The organism is Kosmotoga olearia TBF 19.5.1, assembly GCF_000023325.1.
GTDB classification, from domain to species: domain Bacteria; phylum Thermotogota; class Thermotogae; order Petrotogales; family Kosmotogaceae; genus Kosmotoga; species Kosmotoga olearia.
On sequence record NC_012785.1, the window covers coordinates 1,549,328 to 1,569,348 of the forward strand.

Here is a 20,021-nt window from a genome sequence, read left to right on the forward strand (position 1 = left end):
TTGAAGAGGTGATACAGGATGCGCGTCAAAGGTGGTGTCAATTCCAAGAAAAAGAAAAGAAAATATTTGAAGGCTGCGAAGGGTTACAGAGGAGCTCTTAGCAGAAGGTATCGTCTTGCAAAGCAGTACTACATCCGCTCGGGCGTTTACGCTTATGTTGGCAGAAAACAGAAGAAGAGAGATTTCCGCAAGTTGTGGATTACAAGGATCAACGCTGCTGCGAGAATGGAAGGCATAAAATATAGCGAACTTATCCACGGTTTGAAGCTTTCAGGTGTGAACATCAACAGAAAGATGCTCGCTGATCTTGCGGTTAATGATTTTGAGGCTTTTAAGGAGTACGTGGCTTTGGCCAAAGAGGCGCTAGGGAAGTAAGATATGAATAACAGGGGCTTGGAAAGCCCCTTTTTTTTGGGAGTTAGTCAGGCATTTCGATAAAGAGAGGCCGAAAATAAGGAGGAATGTTTATGGAAATCACAATGAAACAGGTTGGAAGTATGGCTTTTTACACTAAGACACCATCTGGACATGATGTCCACGTGGATGCGAGCCCTAAGGTTGGTGGAATGGATTCTGCTCCGAGGCCAACGGAACTGGTATTGATTGGTCTTGCCGGATGTACATCGATGGATGTTGTTTCCATATTGAGAAAAATGAAAGTTGAAAATTATACTTATGAGATTGTCGTTTCAGCAGAAAGGGCTGAAGAATATCCAAAGGTTTTCACAGCCATCCATCTTAAATATATATTCAAGGGTAAGGAACTTCCGCATGATAAGATAGAAAAAGCGGTAAGGCTTTCACAGGAGAGATATTGTTCGGTTTCAGCAATGCTGGGGCAGGTTGCTAAGTTGACTTACGAAGTCGTATACGAGGAGGAATAATACATGGCAACTGCGAGAAATTTGGCAGAGACGATGAAGAAAGTGCGCGAGAACATGTCACATATAAAGCATAAGATACTCGTTATGTCAGGAAAAGGCGGAGTTGGAAAATCCACTGTAGCCGTTAATCTGGCTGTGGCTCTTGCAGATGAAGGATTTAAAACAGGGTTGATAGATATTGATCTTCATGGTCCAAATGTCGCAAAAATGGTTGGTTTAAACAAAAAGCCGGTTGTTGTGGAAGATCAGATAATTCCCCAAGAGCTGCTCCCGAATTTGAAGGTTGTATCGTTGGCGAGTTTTGTTGAAGAAGATACGCCTGTCATCTGGCGAGGTCCCATGAAAACATCTGCGATATATCAGTTTCTTGGTGACGTAGCCTGGGGTGAACTTGATTTCCTGATTATTGATGCACCTCCCGGTACAGGTGATGAACCGTTAACGATCCTTCAAACTGTTCCGGATATTCGACCTCTTGTGGTCACGACCCCACAAGAGGTTTCCGTTCTGGATGTTGGAAGAGCATTAAAGTTCGTAGAGTCAATGAAAAAAAAGCTGTTAGGAATAGTGGAAAATATGTCTTACATGGTATGTCCGCATTGTGGTGGAAAAATAGAACTTTTCGGAAAGGGTGGAGGTGAAAAACTGGCCAAAGAGTTCTCTGCCACGCTTCTTGGACAGATTCCTTTCGATCCAAAAGTTGTTTCAAATTCTGATAGAGGGGAAACAATAATCACTCATATGCGTGGTTCAATAGTGGAAAAATCTTTTAGGGATTTAGTAAAAAAGATAGTTGAAGAGGTGGAGAGGTAAAATGTCGAAGTTAAAAACTATGACGTTGGAATGGACAGGTGAATCCGTTATTTTTATCGACCAGCGCAAACTCCCAACCCAGGAAATTTACGTTGAATGCGAAACGTACGAAGATGTTTACGTGGCTATAAAGGATATGATCGTTCGCGGAGCTCCTGCTATCGGTGCAAGTGCTGCCTTCGGTTATGTTTTGGGAGCCCAAAAATTCAATGGGGCCTTCGATTCAGCTGAAGGGTTAGCCTATATGGAAAAGGTCAAAGAAAAACTAGCATCGAGCCGCCCAACGGCCGTTAATCTTTTCTGGGCTTTAGACAGAATGCATAGAACCTTTGAAAGTTTTAGAAATGAACCTGATGTAGTGAAGCTTTTAGAAGAAGAAGCTTTGAAAATTGCCTATGAAGATATAGAGGTTAACCGTGCCATCGGAAAGCATGGTGCTGAGGTCTTAAGAGACGGTGATACTGTTTTAACCCACTGTAATGCTGGAGCTCTTGCAACGGTAGATTATGGAACGGCCCTTGGTGTTATAAGAGCAGCGGTAGAACAAGGAAAGAAGATAAAGGTGTTCGCTGATGAGACAAGACCTTATCTTCAGGGTGCCAGGCTAACCGCATGGGAACTAATGAAGGATGGCATAGATGTTACTTTGATTTCTGATAATATGGCTGGCTGGGTAATGAAAAAAGGATGGATTAATGCTGTTGTTGTCGGCGCTGACAGGATTGCAGCCAATGGAGATGTTGCAAATAAAATCGGGACGTACTCCGTTGCCATCCTCGCACAGAAACATGGTATTCCTTTTTATGTGGCGGCACCTTTATCAACGATTGATTTGAACACACCAACAGGTGATGAAATACCGATAGAGGAACGAAGTCATAGAGAGATCACCCACGTTCAGGGAGTCCAGATTGCTCCCGATAATATCAAATGTTATAATCCTGCTTTCGATGTTACACCCTCACACCTGATAACAGGTATAATAACAGAGAAGGGGATCGTTAGACCTCCATACGATGTGGAATTAAAAAAACTTTTTGAATGAGTGTTGGGATTTGATGTTCAATGTTATCTGACCCCCGTAAAGGGGGTCAGTTTTAGGAGGAATTCTGTGGCGGACTTTGCGGTAATAAATTCACGTAGAGAAATACGCCTTTTTTCTTCTTCGATACCTTCTATTCTTCTGATAAACGGCAGGAGAGCTTCTTTCATTATTGATGAGTTTAATGGAGTGAAATTGATAAAAGTCGATTTTGATCTCTCCGTTTATGACGAAGTTATCATCGAACTGTCCAATGGTTTATCGGTACCAGCTTATCCTGTTGGGTTAATTGATGAATCCGAAATTACTTATGATGATTGGCTCGGTTATAAAATTGAGGATGACAGCATTGTTTTAAAGGTCTGGGCACCGGGACCCCAGAGGCTTTTTATCGAAATTTTCGAATCTGAGAGTAGCGCAGATTTGCCAGTTGTTGTTCCTATGGAACTCGATAAAGAAACTGGTGTCTGGTCTGTGAAAATCAGTAAAAAATTTCTTAATTCCGCTTATCGTTATAGGATAGAGCGTTTTGGAAAAATCCTTTACTCTCCGGATCCATATGCCCCAGCTGCTACGGTTAACGGTAAACTTTCCTATATCCTCAAATTTGATGAATTTGTTCCGGAAGGTTGGGAAAGTGATGAAGGTCCGAAATTGGATTCTCCTGTCGATGCAATTATCTATGAAGCTCATGTCAAAGACCTTTCGACTTCCTGGACCGCTAACTTTCAAGACCGTGGAAAATTTGTGTCTCTGTTAGAAGCTGACGCTTCCACTGTTTTGGGTGATAAAGCAGGTATAGCTCACATTCGCGAACTTGGTGCGACCCATATCCAGTTTCTGCCTCTTCAGGACTTTGGAAGTGTTGATGAGGTTGATGACAACGCTTATAACTGGGGTTATGACCCAATGCTTTATAACGTTCCAGAAGGTTCGTATTCAACCGATCCATGCTCTCCTGAAAGAAGAATCCTGGAATTTAGAAAACTGGTAAGTGCAGTACACAAAAACGGTCTAGGTGTAATACTCGACGTGGTTTACAACCACACTTATGTTATTGATACTCCTTTCAACAGACTTGTTCCCTATTACTATTACAGACTCAAGGAAAATGGCGAGTTTTCGAATGGTTCTGGTTGTGGCAATGAACTTGCGACAGAAAGAACTATGGTCAGAAAATTCATAATCGATTCATTGAAGCACTGGGTAAGGAATTATCATGTAGATGGTTTTCGTTTTGATCTAATGGCCCTTCTGGGAAAAAGTACTGTACTAGAAATTGAGCGAGAATTGAGACAGGTAAAAGAAGATCTTCTTCTTTACGGTGAACCATGGTCAGCTGCTTCGAGTTCTATAAAAGATGTGTGTCTCACAAAGGGTGAGCAAAGAAATATCAACATTGCGGTTTTCAACGATGATCTAAGAAATGCTCTCAAAGGCTATCCTGATGATGAATCAAAAGGATTTGTTTCCGGCGAACGCGGTTGGGAAACGGGCATTGTGATAGGTATGCTGGGGGAGATCGATTACTCGCATGTTTTCAAGGGGTTTACTGCACACCCCACAGAAACCATTAATTATGCTTCTGCTCATGATAACCTCACCCTTTACGATAAACTTATCAAAAGCGTTCCAAAAATATCTTTCGAAGAAAGAAAAAGAATGGCAGCTCTGGCCCTCAGTATAATACTCACTTCTCAGGGAATAGCATTCATACATGCAGGTTCTGAGATGCTCAGAACAAAGTTTTTAGAAGAAAACAGTTATCGCTCTGGTAGCTTGATCAACGAACTGAATTATCTTCAAAAACGGATATACAGGGATTTTCACGAATATATACGGGGGTTGATTCTGCTCAGGAAGAACCATCTTCTTTTCAGACTTCGTACTGCAGATGAGGTAAGAAGACATGTTGAAGTACTCCACATTGCCGATGGTTTTGTTTCAGTAAGATTGAAAGATGATCAAGAAGAGATTTTAGTAGCGCACAACGCTAGAAATGAAGCGGTTTCTTTAAACATTAGCGGGACTTGGAAGTTGCTGGTGTACGATTGTAAAATTGATCTGGATGGACAAAGAAAGGTACTGGATACCATTAAGGTGGAGAGATTGTCTACGACAGTGGCGATCAGGATGAAAGATGAGAGATGAGAGGCCGAGAACCGAGAGGGTGAGAAGGCGAGAGAGCGAGATCCGAGAATCCGAGAATCGGTATGCTTGCAAGTGCGTATCAACTGCGAAGCAGTTCGAATCAACTCCGAAGGAGTTCGTGACAACTCAGAATGAGTTCGCTCCAATTCCGAAGGAATTCGTATCTGCCGTAAAGCGGCACTCGAACACCGGTTCTCGACGTTTTTTCTCACAACGTACAACCAACAACGTTTTTCACGCGCTAGCGTGCATACCGGATCTCGGATTCTCGGATCTCGGACTCTCGGTGTTTTTCCGCACAACCTACAACCAATTTTAAATAAGGAGGTAATACCCGTGTGGGAATTGCTTGCAAAGGGCGATCCCGAGGTTTATGAGATCGTTATGAAGGAGCTTGGCAGGCAGGAGGAGGGTTTAGAGCTCATTGCTTCGGAGAATTTTGTTTCTCCTGCAGTTATGGAGGCAATGGGTTCGACTTTAACGAACAAATACGCTGAGGGATACCCAAGGAGGCGTTATTATGGAGGTTGTAAGTTTGTTGACGAAGCTGAACAACTTGCCAGAGAACGTGTGAAGAAACTTTTTAATTGTAAATACGCGAATGTTCAGCCTCACTCAGGTTCTCAAGCAAACATGGCAGCGTATCTTGCTGTGGCGAATCCCGGTGATACTATTATGGGAATGTCGTTGAGCCATGGCGGACATCTAACCCACGGTTCACCGGTAAATTTTTCAGGGAAGCTTTTCAATATAGTATCCTATGGGGTTGATCTCGAAACAGAGGTTCTCGATTATGATGAGATAGAGAGACTGGCGCTTGAACATAAACCAAAGATCATTATTGCCGGTGGAAGTGCTTATTCAAGGATTATTGATTTTAAGCGCTTCAGGGAAATAGCTGATAAAGTCGGAGCTTATCTTATCGTTGATATGGCCCATTTTGCTGGGTTGGTTGCAGCCGGTCTTTATCCCAATCCAGTGGATCATGCTCATATAGTTACTTCTACCACGCATAAGACCTTAAGGGGACCTCGAGGTGGTTTGATACTTACCAATGACGAGGAACTTTATAAAGCGATAAACAAAGCGGTATTTCCGGGAATTCAAGGGGGACCGTTAATGCATGTGATAGCGGCCAAAGCGGTTGCTTTTGGTGAAGCTTTAAAGGATGAATTCAAAGAGTATCAAATGAGAATTATTACAAACGCCAAAGCCCTGGCAAAAGAGCTGGAAAACCTTGGATTGAGAATCGTTTCCGGTGGAACAGATACCCATCTGTTCCTTGTTGATCTTAATCCGAAGAATGTAACCGGTAAAGCAGCCGAAAAAGCTCTTGAAAGTGCGGATATAACTGTCAACAAGAATACTATCCCGAAGGAAACGCGTTCCCCGTTTGTTACGAGCGGTATCAGAATTGGAACGCCTGCTGTTACTACCCGAGGCATGGGTGAAAGTGAGATGAAGGTTATTGCGGAGCTCATAGTGAAGGTTATAGATAATATTCAGGATGAAAAGGGAACAATACCGGAAGAAATAAGAGAAGAGGTAAAAAAAGCTGTCCATGAACTCACTGAAAAGTTCCCGTTGTACAAAGATCTTACGTGAATTGAGGCGAGAGTATGAGAAACCTTATGGTTGTTAATCATCCTTTGATTCAGCATAAACTTTCTATTCTAAGGAACAAGGATACAGGACCGAAGGAGTTTAGAGAACTCACCAGGGAGATAACCTTACTTCTTACCTACGAAGCTACAAGACATTTACCAACTTACGAAACCAAAATTGAAACGCCCCTTTGTGCAACAACAGGAAAAATGATAGAGGATAAGAAAGTGACAGTTGTTCCCATCCTACGAGCAGGTCTCGGAATGGTTGAAGGAGTGCTTTCGTTGATGCCCAATGCTTCCGTGGGGTTCGTAGGGCTTTATAGAGATCCTCAAACCATCAGGCCGGTGGAATATTACTGCAAGCTTCCAAAACTCAATGACAACGAGATTTTCGTTTTGGATCCTATGTTAGCAACAGGTTTTTCGTCTGCGGTGGCTATCGATATGGTAAAAAAAGCTGGAGGTAAAAGAATAAGCCTGATGTGTCTGATTGCAGCTCCTGAAGGGGTTAAAGAGATTGTCAATACACATCCCGATGTTAGAATATTCACAGCATCCCTTGATGAACGATTGAACGATCACGCTTATATACTTCCGGGACTTGGAGACGCTGGAGATCGACTCTATCGTACAAAGTAAATATATATGTGTGTTTTTAACAAGGAGGGGAAAGTATGAAAAAATTTTTGTGGGTAGGTTTGTTGATTTTTATTCTTGTACTCAGTGCATGTTCCGTACAGGAGAAGGGAGTTGTAAAGGTCCCTGGACCTTCTCCTAAGGGTACGACGCTCGTAACGTTCAATGTTACCCTGCCGGATAACACACCTGCCAGCGACAGGATATATCTTGCAGGTAACTTCAATGGCTGGGATCCCTCTTCTCCGAAATTCATTATGGAAAGAACGGGGAATACAGCTGTTTTGGTAGTTGAGATGCCGATTGGTATGGAGATAGAGTACAAATACACCAGGGGTGGATGGAACCGGGTTGAGAAAGGTCCTGAAGGTGAAGAGATATCTAACAGAAAAGCCACCGTCACCGAAAATCTTGTATTGAATGACGTTGTTGCTTCCTGGGCAGATATACCACCAGCAGAGAAAGCAGAGGAACAACCTGAAGAACAAGCTGTGGAACCCGCTCAACCTGGAGAGGAAGTTCCCGTCACTTTTGTGGTTACCGTTCCTGAAAACACTCCCGAGGGACCTATCTATATGGTCGGTAGTTTCAATGAATGGGTTCCGGGTGATCCAGCATATGAAATGAAACGCACGGGAAACGTTGCGAAGATAACATTGAAATTACCAGCTGGTTCCACAATTGAATACAAATACGTAAGAGGTGACTGGGGAACCGTTGAAAAGGGACCCGAGGGAGAAGAGATACCGAATAGAACGGTCAAGGTTTCTCCTGGTTTGACAGTAGAAGATGTTGTAGCTTCCTGGGCTGATGTAGCGATAGAAGTGAAAACAGAGGTCCCGACTGGTACCCCAGCCAGGGTGATTTTTAAGGTTAAACTTCCGTGGAATACTCCACCGTTCGATGATATATACATAACGGGAACCTTCAACGGATGGAAGACGGGTGATCCCGATACCATACTTGAACGCAAGGGAGAAACGGCAACAATAACTCTTGATGCTAAGGTAGGAGACAGAATAGAGTACAAATACAATCGTGGTAGCTGGGAAACCGTTGAAAAGGACAAAGAAGGAAACGAGATTCCAAATAGAGTAGTTATCGTTGACAAAACAGAAGTAATTGTCGAAGATACCATTGAGTCATGGATTGACGTCCCTTACGAGGAAAAAACCGGTGAATCCGTCAAGACATCAAAACTTGCTGATCCTGAAAAACTCCTCGATGAAGTAACACCGGCTGATCCGAGTAAGGAGCCTTTGAAAGTAGTTTTGATATGGCATCAGCACCAGCCTCTTTACAAGATTCCAGGAACCCTTGATTATGAAATGCCGTGGGTTAGAGCCCATGCTGTTAACGATTATCCTTACATGGCGGATCTTATCGATCAGTATCTGACTAAAGGTAGCGTAACGATAAATCTCGTTCCAAGTTTGCTTCTTCAGATAAAAGAATACATCGAAGACGGCGCCATGGATAAATACCTGAGACTCTCGCTGAGTGAAGAGCTCTCACCTGAGGACAAACAGTTCATCATCGATCACTTTTTCGATATAAACCCGAGGTTCGTTTCCAAGAGCCAGCGTTACTCCGAGCTCATGAAAAAGAAAAACAGAGGCGAAGAATTTACGGATCAAGACATTATGGACCTTAAAGTCCTCTGGAATCTTTACTGGATAAATATAGAATATATTGAGGCTGACGATGGGTTAAAAGCTCTTCTTGAAAAAGATGGAAATTACACTATGGACGATCTTCTCTACGTCATCAATAAACAAATGGAAATAATGGGTACTGTGATAGAGAAACACAAGAAACTCTGGGAATCCGGGAAAGCCGAGATCATTACATCTCCTTTCTATCATCCAATCCTTCCGATACTTATCGATAAGGGTTGGAAAGAAGATGCCTACAATCAAATCAAACGCGGGCTCGATTATTTTGAGGGAATCTTTGGAAAACGTCCGAAAGGTCTCTGGCCGTCTGAACAGGCGGTTCATAATGATTTGATCCCCATGCTTGATGAACTTGGTATAGACTGGATCGTTACAGACAAGGCAATTTTGCAGATGGCCGGTGTGGATACAGGAAATTATGCCAATCTCATGAAACCCTATAAGTTTGTCAATGGAGACAGTAAAATTATTGTTTTCTTCAGAGATACAGATCTTTCAGATAGGATAGGGTTCAGATACTCCCAGATGAATGCTGAAAACGCTGTAAAAGATTTCATATCCAGGCTCCATGAACTTCAGAGACTAAATAAAGATGGAAAAGCCGTCATAACGATCGCTCTGGATGGTGAGAACGCCTGGGAGCACTATCCAAACAACGGTAACGACTTCAGGAAACTCTTCTACATGACCCTATCGAAAGATGATGCGATAGAACTCCTGACACCGAGTCAGTACATAGAAAAGTATGGCGTAGAAGAAACTCTCAATTTCCTTCCTACCGGATCCTGGGTTGGTGGTTCCCTCGATACCTGGATAGGCGAGAAAGAAGAAAATGAGGCCTGGGATAGAGTTGCTGCAGCGAGAGAACTTCTCATGTCTAAGAAGGACGAGCTTACTCCTGAGCAATTTGAGAAAGCACTCGATGCTCTTTACACAGCAGAAGGTTCGGATTGGTTCTGGTGGTACGGACTCGATCAGGATGCCGGGAATAACGAATCCCTTTTCGATATGGCTTTCAAGAAGAGTTTGATACAGCTATATAAAACCATAGGAATCCCGGAAGAAGATATACCATCTTATCTCTTTGTGGTCAATAAAAAACCGGCTGTTTCAACATCAGGAGCAATCGGGATTGTTAAGCCAACACTCGATGGTTATATAGAAGAAGGTGAATGGGAGAAAGCCGCTTATTACAAAGATAATGGGCTTTCTACCATGGCTGCCGGTGACGATATGATAGCCGGCTTTTACGTTGGTCGCGATGCTGCCAACATTTATCTGGCAGTGCAGTTAAAGCGTGATCCAAAGTCCCTTATAGGCGAACCACTCTATCTGGAGATATACACCGATAGACCCAATGTCAGTGTTGTAAATGTTGAACCGAAATATCCTTTCAAAGATGACAAGGATTCTTTTGGCTTCGCACTTGCTAAGAGATTGTATGTAAGCTTTAAGAGTTGGAATAGACTTCCTGGAAGGATAGCGGTTTACAACGCTACAGGAGACGGAAAATGGTCTGTTGATCCTGATAAGCCTTATGTTGAAAATGCGGTTGCTATAGGTGATGTAGTCGAGATAAAAATACCGCTTGACGCCCTTGGAGTGAAAACTGGTGAAGAGTTCAATTTCATAGTTTCTATAAGCAACTCTAAAGCAAAATATCTACTTGACTACTGTCCAAAGATGGGACCCGTGCATGTACAGATACCTCAGGCTGTTACCGGAAGAGTCGTCGCTTTCTTTGAAGATCCTAAGGGAGATGACTATGGATTTGGAAGTTATGTGTATCCTTTAAACGCGGCCTTTGATCCTTTCAAAGGACTGTGGGATATTGAAAGTGTGAAGGTTCTTGAGAACGATCAATCTGTTGTGTTCCAGTTCAAATTTGGAGAAATGACAAATCCGTGGAATGCTCCGAAAGGGTTCTCGCACCAGCTCATAAATATTTACATCGATGCTGTGGAAGGCGGAAGGACGGATACCTACAAAGCTGGTGCACGTGTTGCATTTTCACCTGAATATCCGTGGGATTATTTCATCAAGGTTGCCGGTTGGCCTTCCTACGGTCAGCTTTTTGCTACCGCTGAAGGTGATGAGATACCGGATGCTGTTCAGGTAGAAGCTGATCCAGGTGAAAAACTCATAAACGTCATAATCAGCAAGGATGTTCTTGGGAATCCTGAGACCATGGCGGTTTATATCCTTTCTGGCAGTCAGGATGGTTACGGGCCCGATCACTTCAGGGCTGTCACTCCGGAACCTTCTGATTGGACACTGGGAGGCTATCCGCTTGATGCTGGAGAGTTTGCGCCGTTTGTTCTGGATATAGTTGTTCCAGAAGGTTATTCTCAGGAGGAGATCCTTTCATCTTATGACAAAGAGCAGCAGAAATATGCAACGCTCGTTCCGGTTATCATAGAATTCTGAGTTTGTTTCCAAAAATTTGGAGCGCGGGGCATCTGCGCCCCGCGTTTTCTTGATTGTTAATTATGATATTTGGTGGCATCGGAGGTGCAAAATGATAGGGAAGCTCACTTTGATCGTAGGGCCGATGTATTCCGGAAAAACTTCTGAATTGTTGTCACTAGTTGAAATATACTCTCTTGGAAAAAAGAAATACCTGGTTTTCAAGCCTGAAATCGATACTAGATATTCTGTCGATCATGTTGTAAGCCATACCGGGCAAAAAGTTCCAGCAATAACTATTCCAAGTGCCAGCAAATTGTTAGAAAAATTCGACGACATAAATGAAAAACTCGACGCAATTTTCATTGATGAGGTCCATTTCTTTGATATCGACATTATTGATGTCATCAAAAAAATTATCCTTAAAGGTGTCGATGTCTTTTGTGTTGGACTTGACATGAGCTATAAGCACAGACCGTTCCAGACCACTGCATCTCTTATGGCAATAGCAGATGAGGTTATAAAGAAAAAGGCCGTTTGCCATGTCTGTGGGGAGTATAAAGCAGTTGTTTCTCATAAAACGGTCAACAATTCTGGAAGCGAAATTGATGTTGGCGGAATGGAAAAATACATTGCTGTATGCAGGGAATGTTATCTTAAGCTTAATGGTTCGTTGTAGTAGCATATATCTTTAAGAGTTTTAGCAGTTGTGTAAACGTTATACGTGAAGTTTTTCGGTTAATTAAGTTTATTAACCGCGTTTTCGCAACAGAATCTTAACCTAAGTAAGAGATAATCTCAAGCGTTGTTAGAAAAAGCTTCACCAAAAGGTATTTTGGTCTGGTGTATACTATTCCGGCATGCCGGAGGTGTTTTGATGTTTGAATCGCTACAGGAGAAACTAAGCAGAGCATTCAAGACGTTAAGCGGTAAAGGGAGAATAACAGAAAGTAATATAAAAGAGGCTGTTAAGCAGATAAAACTTTCTTTGCTGGAAGCTGATGTTAATTATAAAGTTGTCAAGGAATTTATCAAATCAGTTCAGGAAAAAGCTCTGGGCGAAGAAGTTCTGAAGAGTTTTACGCCTGATCAGCAGTTTATAAAAATAGTACGTGATGAACTGATAAAGGTTCTTGGTGAAAAGAAAGTCGGGTTGAATTTATCCGGAAGCCCGGCGAAGATAATGCTGGTGGGTCTTCAGGGAAGCGGAAAGACTACTACCAGTGCAAAGCTTGCGTTAATGCTGAAAAAAGAAGGAAAACATCCGTTGCTCGTTGCTGCCGATGTCTACAGACCGGCCGCTGTTGACCAGCTCATCCAGCTGGGAAAACAGATAGAGGTTCCCGTTTATACGGGAGACAGAAAGGATCCGTTGAAGATTGTGCAGGAAGCTTTGGATGAGGCTGTAAAAAATGTTCATGATGTGATTATTTTTGATACGGCGGGTCGATTGCATGTTGACGAAAAGATGATGGAAGAAGTCAGGAGGATCGCTGAAATTGTTAAGCCTGACGAAATTTTGATGGTTATCGATGCAATGACTGGTCAGGATGCGGTCAATTCCGCTAAGAAGTTCAATGATGAACTTGAGTTGACAGGATTTGTAGTTACGAAAATTGACGGTGACGCCAGGGGTGGAGTGATACTTTCTGTAAGGCATGTTACCGGGAAACCTGTAAAATTTGTTGGTATTTCCGAAAAGATGGATGGGCTTGAATACTTCTATCCCGATAGAATAGCTGGCAGGATACTCGGGATGGGAGATGTCTTGAGTTTGATCGATAAATTGCAGGCATCGGTGGATCAGGAAAAAGCAAAAAAACTCGAGGAGAAGTTCGCTAAGAACAAATTTGATCTGGAAGACTTTTTGGAACAGTTGAGAGAAATAAAAAAGCTTGGTTCAATTGGTGAGATCCTGGAAATGATTCCAGGTGCCCCGAAGAATGTTGACTTTTCTGCGGGTGAGAAAAGTCTTAAGCAAACAGAAGCGATCATATCGTCCATGACTCGAGAGGAACGACGAAATCCGAAAATCATTAACTACAGTCGTAAACAGAGAATTGCGCGTGGAAGCGGGACATCTGTAACAGAGGTAAATAAAGTGCTTCGTTCTTACGATCAGATGAAGCAGATGATGAAGAAGCTGAATAAGGCACCAAAGTTTATGAAAAAATTCAAAGGATTTCCATTCTAAATATATATATGTTCAGGAGGTGTGTTCTAGATGGTAAAAATTCGTCTAACAAGGATGGGAAGAAGAAACAGGCCTTTCTACCGAATCGTTGTTGTGGACTCCAGAAAAAGGCGTGACGGTGCTTACATTGATTCACTGGGTTTCTATGATCCTGTTAAGGATCCTGCTGTTATGTCTGTTGATGTCGAAAAAGCGGTTGAGTGGATTCTTAAAGGTGCTCAGCCAACAGACACAGCTAGATCTATTCTTTCCAAATTTGGCGTCATGAAGAAAGTACACGAAATTAAGTACGGGAAAAAAACTGAAGAAGAAGGGAACGAGTAATGAAGGAAGTTCTTGAGTATATCCTCAAGGGTATCGTGAAGGATCCTTCCTCCGTGGAAGTGGTGGAGACCGTTGATGAGAATGGTACTAAGGTTTACGAAATCCATGCTTCGGAGGAGGACATAGGGCAGATAATAGGAAAAGATGGTAGAACCATCAAGTCGATAAACATCCTGGTGAATGCCCTTGCGGGAGCTTCCAGGGAAAACTTCACGTTAAAGGTGATTAGATGATTAAAGAATTTCGGGATCTGATAGATAGTATGATCCCGGTGGGCAAGGTTGTTAAACCCCACGGACTTCGCGGGGAAGTGAAAATGAAATCTTTAACCAATCAGCTCAAGGTCTTTGAGACTTTGAAGAAGGTTTTGTTGTATGATGAAAAAGCGGGAACAGTTGTGAGAGCTGAAATCGATACTATCAGGCGTGCTGGTAAAGGGTATATAGTGCATTTTAAGGGTTTTAAGAGCGTGGAAGCTGCGGAACGTATTCGGGGTTTTTACGTTTACGCACCGCTCAATGTTTTACCTCCGCTTAAAGAAGGGGAGTATTACTTTTACCAGCTTCTAGACTGTGAGGTCTATGATCCAGAGGGAGAATATATTGGAAAGGTTACGGATATAATCGAAACCGGAGCCAACGATGTTATTGTGGTCACGAAGGAACTTCCGGATTTTACTGTCGAAGAAGAGTTGATACCTGTGATCAAGGATTACATAGTAGAATTTCGTTTTAAGGATAAGAAGATTGTAGCGAAACGCCTTGAATACCTTACTCTGGAAGGTAAAGAGGATAACGACGATGAAAATCAGCGTATTGACGATATTTCCTAAAATGTTTTCGGTAATAACGGATTGGGGCGTTATATCCCGGGCAATAAAAGAAGGGAAAATAGTTTTTGAAGCCATCGATCTCAGGGATTTCACTACTGATAAACACCGTACAACCGATGATTATCCTTACGGTGGTGGTAGTGGATTGGTGATGAAGGTCGATCCTTTTTTCAAAGCTTATGATCACATTGTGGAGGTTAATGAGGCGAAACCCTATGTTGTTTTAACTTCTCCTCAGGGAAGGGTCTTTAACAACAACATTGCTAAAGAACTTTCTACCCATGATCACATCCTTTTTTTGTGTGGTAGATATGAAGGTATTGATGAAAGAATCACGACCATTGTGGATGATGAACTATCCATTGGAGATTTTGTCCTGAGTGGTGGTGAATTGGCTGCAATGGTAATGATAGAAGCAATTTCGCGATTTATTCCGGGTGTTGTGGGAGACACAGATTCTGTTGTGAATGATTCCTTCTATAACGATTTGCTGGATTATCCGCATTACACACGCCCCAGAACAATCCGTGGATTGGATGTACCGGAGGTTCTTCTTAGTGGAGATCATGAGAGGATAGAACTATACAGAAAGAAAGAAAGTCTCAGGAGAACAATGGAAAGGCGTCCGGACCTGTTTTTGAAGCATGAATTTGACGAAATGGATAAAAAGGCACTCCTATTGTTGTTTAAGGAGTTGATGTCTGGTGTTGAATAACATATACGTTGCGCTCGTACACTATCCCGTTTTGGGAAGAAATGGTAGGATAGTTTCCAGTGCAGTGACAAATCTGGACGTTCATGATATAGCCAGAACCTGTCGCACATATCATATTAAAGGTTATTATGTTGTCTCAAACTTGCCAGCGCAAAGAGAAATAGTTGAAAATGTTCTCAATTACTGGCTGAAGGATTTCGGTAAGGAATATAATCCCAACAGGAGCGAAGCGCTGACGGTTGTCAGAACGGCAAGCTATCTCGAAGATGCTCTTGAAGATATTGAGAAAATTGAAGGTGTGAAACCTAAGCTAATTTTCACTTCAGCCAGGAAGGGTCCGGACAGGATTAGCTATGAAGCTATGTCGAAGATCGTAAAGACTTCAAAAGAGCCGTTCCTATTTCTTTTTGGTACCAGTTGGGGATTACCAAAAGAAATATTGGACCTTTGTGATTATGCTTTAGAACCCATTAGAGGAAATGCAAGTTTTAATCATCTGTCGGTTAGGGCCGCTGTGGCCATAATTCTAGATAGAATAATTGGTGAAGATATATAAGTTAGGAGGGATTGAGATGGATCAGTACATCAGAGCGATTGAGAGTCAGTACATAAGAAAAGATTTTCCAGAATTTAGACCGGGAGATACTGTCAGGGTTTACGTTAAGGTCAGAGAAGGCAACAGGGAAAGGACACAGGCCTTTGAAGGTATTGTTATCAAGATCAGAGGCGGCGGTGTTGGCAAGACTTTTACTGTTAGAAGAATTGGTGCTGGTGGTATAGGAGTAGAAAGAATCTTCCCATTTGCAAGCCCCGCTGTTGAGAAAGTTCAGGTTTTGAGGAAAGGGAAAGTTAGAAGGGCCAAGCTTTATTACGTGAGAAACATTAGAGGAAAAATAAGAATCAAGGAGCGAAGGGATTGAGTCCGGTGGCTAAAACTGCGCCGGCAACTAATGAATCAAGAGTCGTTCGTGAAATCAAAGAATGGGGAAAGGCCCTTCTTTACGCTATCATTTTCGGAACAATAATCAGGCTCTTTATGTTTGAAACAATGATGGTCCCCACCGAATCAATGGTGCCCACGATTGATCCGGGGGACCGTCTTTTTGTTGAAAAAATAACCTATCAACTAAGAGAGCCTGATTATGGGGATATTGTTGTTTTCTGGGTTCCCTTTGTTGATAAGGAATCTCTCAAGATGTTGAGGGCTTTTGATAAATTTATGGATCTGTTTTCTCCGAAAGAATTCAAAGGACATGTGAAATATGTTAAAAGACTTGTAGGAAAACCCGGAGATGTTTTGGAGCTTAGAGTTGCACCAGAATACAAGCATCTCGAATACGAACTTCAAAAATATCCTCTGGATAGAAATCCGAGATACCAGCTCTATGTGAATGGCAAACCTTTACCGGAAGTTGCAGATATAAGATACTCAAAAGAAGGTATATTTGCAGACAAGGATTTTTATCTTGGCCTTGCTCATCCGGAAAGGGTTGGATACTCTTTCTATAAAGATTTCTTTAGGGCTTACAGCAATGTGATCGATTATCGTGGTTATTACGATGATGTTCTGGCACGGTTGCCTCTACAAGACTATATCATCTACGATCCTGTGACGAAGAATATCAAGATAAAGATACCCGATGGTTTTTATTTCTTCATGGGTGATAATACGCTCAACAGTTTCGATAGCAGATATTTTGGTTTTGTTCCTTACAAGAATATCGTTGGAGAACCTATGTTGAGGATATGGAAATTGTCGAGATTTGGACCGTTGAATGAGTAGTTATAAAGAAGAAAACCGGGGATTTTCCCCGGTTTTTTGGCGGAGGCGGTGGGACTCGAACCCACACGGGGCGTTCACCCCACCGGTTTTCAAGACCGGCTCCTTAGCCAATTAGGATACGCCTCCACGCCATCATGTGTCATTATAACTCAAAAAGATAACGGTATCAAGGGGTAATAATTATGAGAGATGTACAGAGCGAAAAGGATCACAGAAATATTCCAATAAATATGGTTGGGATAAAAGGATTGAAATACCCCATCATTGTTATGGATAGAACCAATAAAAGGCAACATACCATAGGCACTTTCAATCTTTTTGTTGATCTGCCCAAGGATTTTCGCGGTACCCATATGTCAAGGTTCGTTGAGGTTCTGGACAGGCATAACATGAAAGTGACACCAAAAAACATGGAATCTATCCTTGATGACATGCGAGAAGCTCTGAAGGCCACGGTTGCACATGTTACTGTAGATTTTCCGTATTTCATAAGAAAGAACGCACCTATAAGTGGAATAGGAAGCTACAGCAGTTATAATTGCGGTTTTATTTCCACGAAAAACAAAGAATTCGATTTTATCCTGAAAGTAGAGGTTCCTGTGCTCACGGTATGCCCCTGTTCTAAAGAGATTAGCGATCGAGGAGCGCATAATCAAAGGGCTATGGTGAATGTGCAGGTAAGAATGAATTCCCTCGTGTGGATAGAAGAAATAATAGAAATGGTGGAAGATGCTGCCAGCGCTCCCATTTTTACTCTTCTCAAAAGGGAAGATGAAAAATTCATTACAGAAGTTTCTTACGATAATCCAAGATTTGTTGAGGATGTTTCTCGAGAGGTTGTTCTAAGGTTCATGAATGATCCCAGAATAAGCTGGTATAGAGTGGAGGTTTCAAGTCAGGAATCGATTCATAATCATGAGGCGTATGCCTGCATCGAAAAGGGTAAATCGTTATGATCGAACTCGACGAAAAAAAGGAAGAGCTTCTCACACGATTCTTAAAAGAGATTATTTCTTCAAAACACAATCTTACAGCTATAAAAGACTTTAAACAGGCTTACATTAAACATGTGGAAGATGTACTGTTAGCGGTACGGAAGCTGAATCTTTGCGGGAGATATATAGATATAGGCACAGGTGGCGGTGTTCCCGGAATCGTTTGTGCTGTACTTTTCCCTGAAGCGGAATGGTACCTTCTCGATTCCGTAGGGAAAAAAGTACAGGAAATCGAAAGAATATCACTGCTCCTGGGATTGAGTAACGTTCATTTCATAGTCGGGAGAGCGGAAGAGGTTGCGAAAGGTTATGCGGAATTTTTTGACGGAGCTTTTTTAAGGGCTGTTGGAAGAGCCGATATTTCTTTGGAATATGGTACTCCTTTTGTCTGTAGAACAGGGATAGTATATCTTTTCAAAGGGCCGTTGTGGAGAGAAGAAAAGGAGTATGCCGAAAGAGCCGCGAAAATTCTTAACCTACAGTTGAAATTCGAAAAATCCTACTATTTGAGTGATGGTGCAGAAAGATTTTTAGTGGGTTACGAAAGAACCGGAGAACTTCCGGCGGGAATTCCGCGAAGACCAGGAATCCCTAAAAAGAGGCCTCTTGGGGGAAAGTGGAATGGAAAATAAGGGTAAACTATGGATCGTTTCAACACCAATAGGCAATCTTGAGGACATAACCTTCAGGGCTGTAAAAATCCTTCAATCAGTGAATTTGATACTCGCAGAAGACACAAGAAGGACAAAAGGGCTTTTGACCCATCTCGGCATAACGGAAAAGAAACTGATATCGCTCAATGAACACAACCAGGAAAAACGGATCGCTCGGGTGCTTGAAGGGTTGGAAAATGGTGAGGCTGTTGCATTAGTCAGCGATGCAGGGATGCCTGTAATTTCGGACCCCGGATACAAGCTGGTAAACGCATGTATCGATCATGGATTTGAGGTGGATTCAGCTCCCGGTCCAAGCGCTGTTACAACAGCCGTTGCTTTGAGTGGTTTCCCTGGGTCAAAATTTACCTTTTTAGGATTCTTACCTCGCGGGAAAAAGCGTAGAAGAATCTTCCGAAAGATTGCCGAGGGGCTTTATGAGGATTCTTTAATTGTGTTTTTTGAATCTCCATATAGGCTTCTGGAAAGCCTTAAGGATTGGTTAGAGATCGTTGGTGATAGAAGGGGCTTCGTTGGAAGGGAATTGACGAAGATACATCAGGAACTGGTGTATGGGACCCTGTCAGAGATTCTTGAGCATTTCAGCAAAGAGAAGGTTCTCGGAGAGATCACGGTGGTAATTTCCAGCAAAGGGGAAAGTGGTGGTTTTTGATATGATACGTAATTTCATTTCTTTAACCCCTGCGGTTATTTCTGTTATCTTTATTCGTGAATATGCCCGCTATCTTTTGGGAAAGGCCTTCAGCGGGAATTCTAAGCTCGAAAAGCCTGGGTTCGTAAAACGAATAGATCCATTGGGTATGCTGATGCTGTATTTCTTTCATTTTGGTTGGTCCAGGCCTTATCCGTTGAACTACTGGAAAATCAAGAAAAGAGGCACATGGAAGGCTTTACTAACAGCCACATCAGGTTCCATTGCAAATTTTTTATTTGGATTAACGGTAGGGTTGGTATTTTATCTAACGGGTGCTCACAATTACTCGTCGTTTTTTGCTGATCCGGTGTATAACCCGGGGTCACCACTTCTTAATTATTTTTCCGATGTTCTTTACTGGACAATGATCACGCACCTGAACACCTCTCTCTTCAATCTGCTACCTTTTCCACCTCTTGATGGGTCGAATGTATTTACCATATTGCTTCCAGAAAGATACCTCATATGGCTGGCCAAATATGAGATTTATGGGGTTTTGACTTTGATAGTACTATCGCTTCTGGGAGTCATTCAGATGATAATGTGGCCGGTAACCCGGTTTGTTGAGTTTTTAGCGCATCTGGCGGCGTTTTGA

General features: G+C 42.4%; 21 protein-coding genes and 1 tRNA gene. 21 read left to right on the forward strand and 1 reads right to left on the reverse strand.

All coding sequences use genetic code 11. From position 1 onward, the window contains the following. Nucleotides 1-18: 18 nt before the first annotated feature. The 17 genes from rplT to lepB all read left to right on the forward strand — a co-directional run bounded on the left by rplT (nt 19) and on the right by lepB (nt 17,063). Nucleotides 19-375 (forward strand): 50S ribosomal protein L20, encoded by a 357-nt coding sequence (rplT, locus tag KOLE_RS07300; RefSeq protein WP_015868790.1) that lies wholly within the window; start codon nt 19-21, stop codon nt 373-375. 92 nt (nt 376-467) lie between these two features. Further along, nucleotides 468-884, forward strand: coding sequence for an OsmC family protein (locus tag KOLE_RS07305; protein ID WP_015868791.1), 417 nt, complete (start codon nt 468-470; stop codon nt 882-884). A 3-nt stretch (nt 885-887) separates the two neighbouring features. Beyond that, nucleotides 888-1,697: an Mrp/NBP35 family ATP-binding protein gene (locus tag KOLE_RS07310; RefSeq protein WP_015868792.1), complete on the forward strand. Its 810-nt coding sequence runs from the start codon at nt 888-890 to the stop codon at nt 1,695-1,697. Between the two features lies 1 nt (nt 1,698). Further along, the gene (gene mtnA / locus KOLE_RS07315; RefSeq protein ID WP_015868793.1) at nt 1,699-2,742 is read left to right on the forward strand and encodes an S-methyl-5-thioribose-1-phosphate isomerase; all 1,044 of its coding nucleotides are present in this window, start codon (nt 1,699-1,701) and stop codon (nt 2,740-2,742) included. A 66-nt stretch (nt 2,743-2,808) separates the two neighbouring features. Next, entirely contained in the window at nt 2,809-4,890 is a 2,082-nt protein-coding gene (pulA, locus tag KOLE_RS07320; protein WP_015868794.1) for a type I pullulanase, read from the forward strand. A gap of 336 nt (nt 4,891-5,226) precedes the next feature. Continuing rightward, entirely contained in the window at nt 5,227-6,495 is a 1,269-nt protein-coding gene (glyA, locus tag KOLE_RS07325) for a serine hydroxymethyltransferase (RefSeq protein WP_015868795.1), read from the forward strand. Nucleotides 6,496-6,509: 14 nt separating this feature from the next. Next, nucleotides 6,510-7,136, forward strand: a complete 627-nt coding sequence (gene upp / locus KOLE_RS07330; RefSeq protein WP_015868796.1) for a uracil phosphoribosyltransferase — start codon at nt 6,510-6,512, stop codon at nt 7,134-7,136. A gap of 35 nt (nt 7,137-7,171) precedes the next feature. Further along, on the forward strand, nt 7,172-11,236 hold the full coding sequence (locus KOLE_RS07335; RefSeq protein ID WP_015868797.1) for a glucodextranase DOMON-like domain-containing protein: 4,065 nt from the start codon (nt 7,172-7,174) through the stop codon (nt 11,234-11,236). Nucleotides 11,237-11,327: 91 nt separating this feature from the next. After that, nucleotides 11,328-11,894 carry a thymidine kinase gene (locus KOLE_RS07340; protein ID WP_015868798.1) on the forward strand — a complete coding sequence of 189 codons (567 nt, stop codon included), beginning with the start codon at nt 11,328-11,330 and terminating at the stop codon, nt 11,892-11,894. Nucleotides 11,895-12,092: 198 nt separating this feature from the next. Further along, the gene (gene ffh, locus KOLE_RS07345) at nt 12,093-13,409 is read left to right on the forward strand and encodes a signal recognition particle protein (protein ID WP_015868799.1); all 1,317 of its coding nucleotides are present in this window, start codon (nt 12,093-12,095) and stop codon (nt 13,407-13,409) included. Between the two features lie 30 nt (nt 13,410-13,439). Next, complete coding sequence (gene rpsP / locus KOLE_RS07350; protein ID WP_015868800.1) at nt 13,440-13,733, forward strand: 30S ribosomal protein S16; 294 nt, start codon at nt 13,440-13,442, stop codon at nt 13,731-13,733. Further along, entirely contained in the window at nt 13,733-13,966 is a 234-nt protein-coding gene (locus KOLE_RS07355; protein WP_015868801.1) for a KH domain-containing protein, read from the forward strand. The genes rpsP and KOLE_RS07355 overlap by 1 nt, the downstream gene beginning before the upstream one ends. Then, entirely contained in the window at nt 13,963-14,565 is a 603-nt protein-coding gene (gene rimM / locus KOLE_RS07360) for a ribosome maturation factor RimM (protein WP_015868802.1), read from the forward strand. The genes KOLE_RS07355 and rimM overlap by 4 nt, the downstream gene beginning before the upstream one ends. Then, the gene (trmD, locus tag KOLE_RS07365) at nt 14,534-15,280 is read left to right on the forward strand and encodes a tRNA (guanosine(37)-N1)-methyltransferase TrmD (RefSeq protein WP_015868803.1); all 747 of its coding nucleotides are present in this window, start codon (nt 14,534-14,536) and stop codon (nt 15,278-15,280) included. The genes rimM and trmD overlap by 32 nt, the downstream gene beginning before the upstream one ends. After that, nucleotides 15,270-15,836 (forward strand): RNA methyltransferase, encoded by a 567-nt coding sequence (locus KOLE_RS07370; protein WP_015868804.1) that lies wholly within the window; start codon nt 15,270-15,272, stop codon nt 15,834-15,836. Before trmD ends, KOLE_RS07370 begins: the two co-directional genes overlap by 11 nt. A gap of 16 nt (nt 15,837-15,852) precedes the next feature. Continuing rightward, complete coding sequence (rplS, locus tag KOLE_RS07375; protein WP_015868805.1) at nt 15,853-16,200, forward strand: 50S ribosomal protein L19; 348 nt, start codon at nt 15,853-15,855, stop codon at nt 16,198-16,200. Beyond that, complete coding sequence (gene lepB, locus KOLE_RS07380) at nt 16,197-17,063, forward strand: signal peptidase I (protein WP_015868806.1); 867 nt, start codon at nt 16,197-16,199, stop codon at nt 17,061-17,063. Before rplS ends, lepB begins: the two co-directional genes overlap by 4 nt. Nucleotides 17,064-17,100: 37 nt before the next feature. On the opposite strand, the gene KOLE_RS07385 is transcribed toward lepB, so the two are convergent. Then, nucleotides 17,101-17,189, reverse strand: a tRNA-Ser gene (locus KOLE_RS07385). Nucleotides 17,190-17,245: 56 nt separating this feature from the next. On the opposite strand from KOLE_RS07385, the gene folE2 reads away from it, so the two are divergent. The 4 genes from folE2 to KOLE_RS07405 are packed head-to-tail and all read left to right on the forward strand — an operon-like array spanning nt 17,246 to nt 20,021. Then, complete coding sequence (folE2, locus tag KOLE_RS07390; protein WP_015868807.1) at nt 17,246-18,019, forward strand: GTP cyclohydrolase FolE2; 774 nt, start codon at nt 17,246-17,248, stop codon at nt 18,017-18,019. Then, nucleotides 18,016-18,690: a 16S rRNA (guanine(527)-N(7))-methyltransferase RsmG gene (locus tag KOLE_RS07395; protein ID WP_015868808.1), complete on the forward strand. Its 675-nt coding sequence runs from the start codon at nt 18,016-18,018 to the stop codon at nt 18,688-18,690. The genes folE2 and KOLE_RS07395 overlap by 4 nt, the downstream gene beginning before the upstream one ends. Continuing rightward, the gene (gene rsmI, locus KOLE_RS07400) at nt 18,680-19,384 is read left to right on the forward strand and encodes a 16S rRNA (cytidine(1402)-2'-O)-methyltransferase (protein ID WP_015868809.1); all 705 of its coding nucleotides are present in this window, start codon (nt 18,680-18,682) and stop codon (nt 19,382-19,384) included. The genes KOLE_RS07395 and rsmI overlap by 11 nt, the downstream gene beginning before the upstream one ends. Before the next feature lies 1 nt (nt 19,385). Then, on the forward strand, nt 19,386-20,021 hold the full coding sequence (locus tag KOLE_RS07405) for a site-2 protease family protein (RefSeq protein WP_015868810.1): 636 nt from the start codon (nt 19,386-19,388) through the stop codon (nt 20,019-20,021).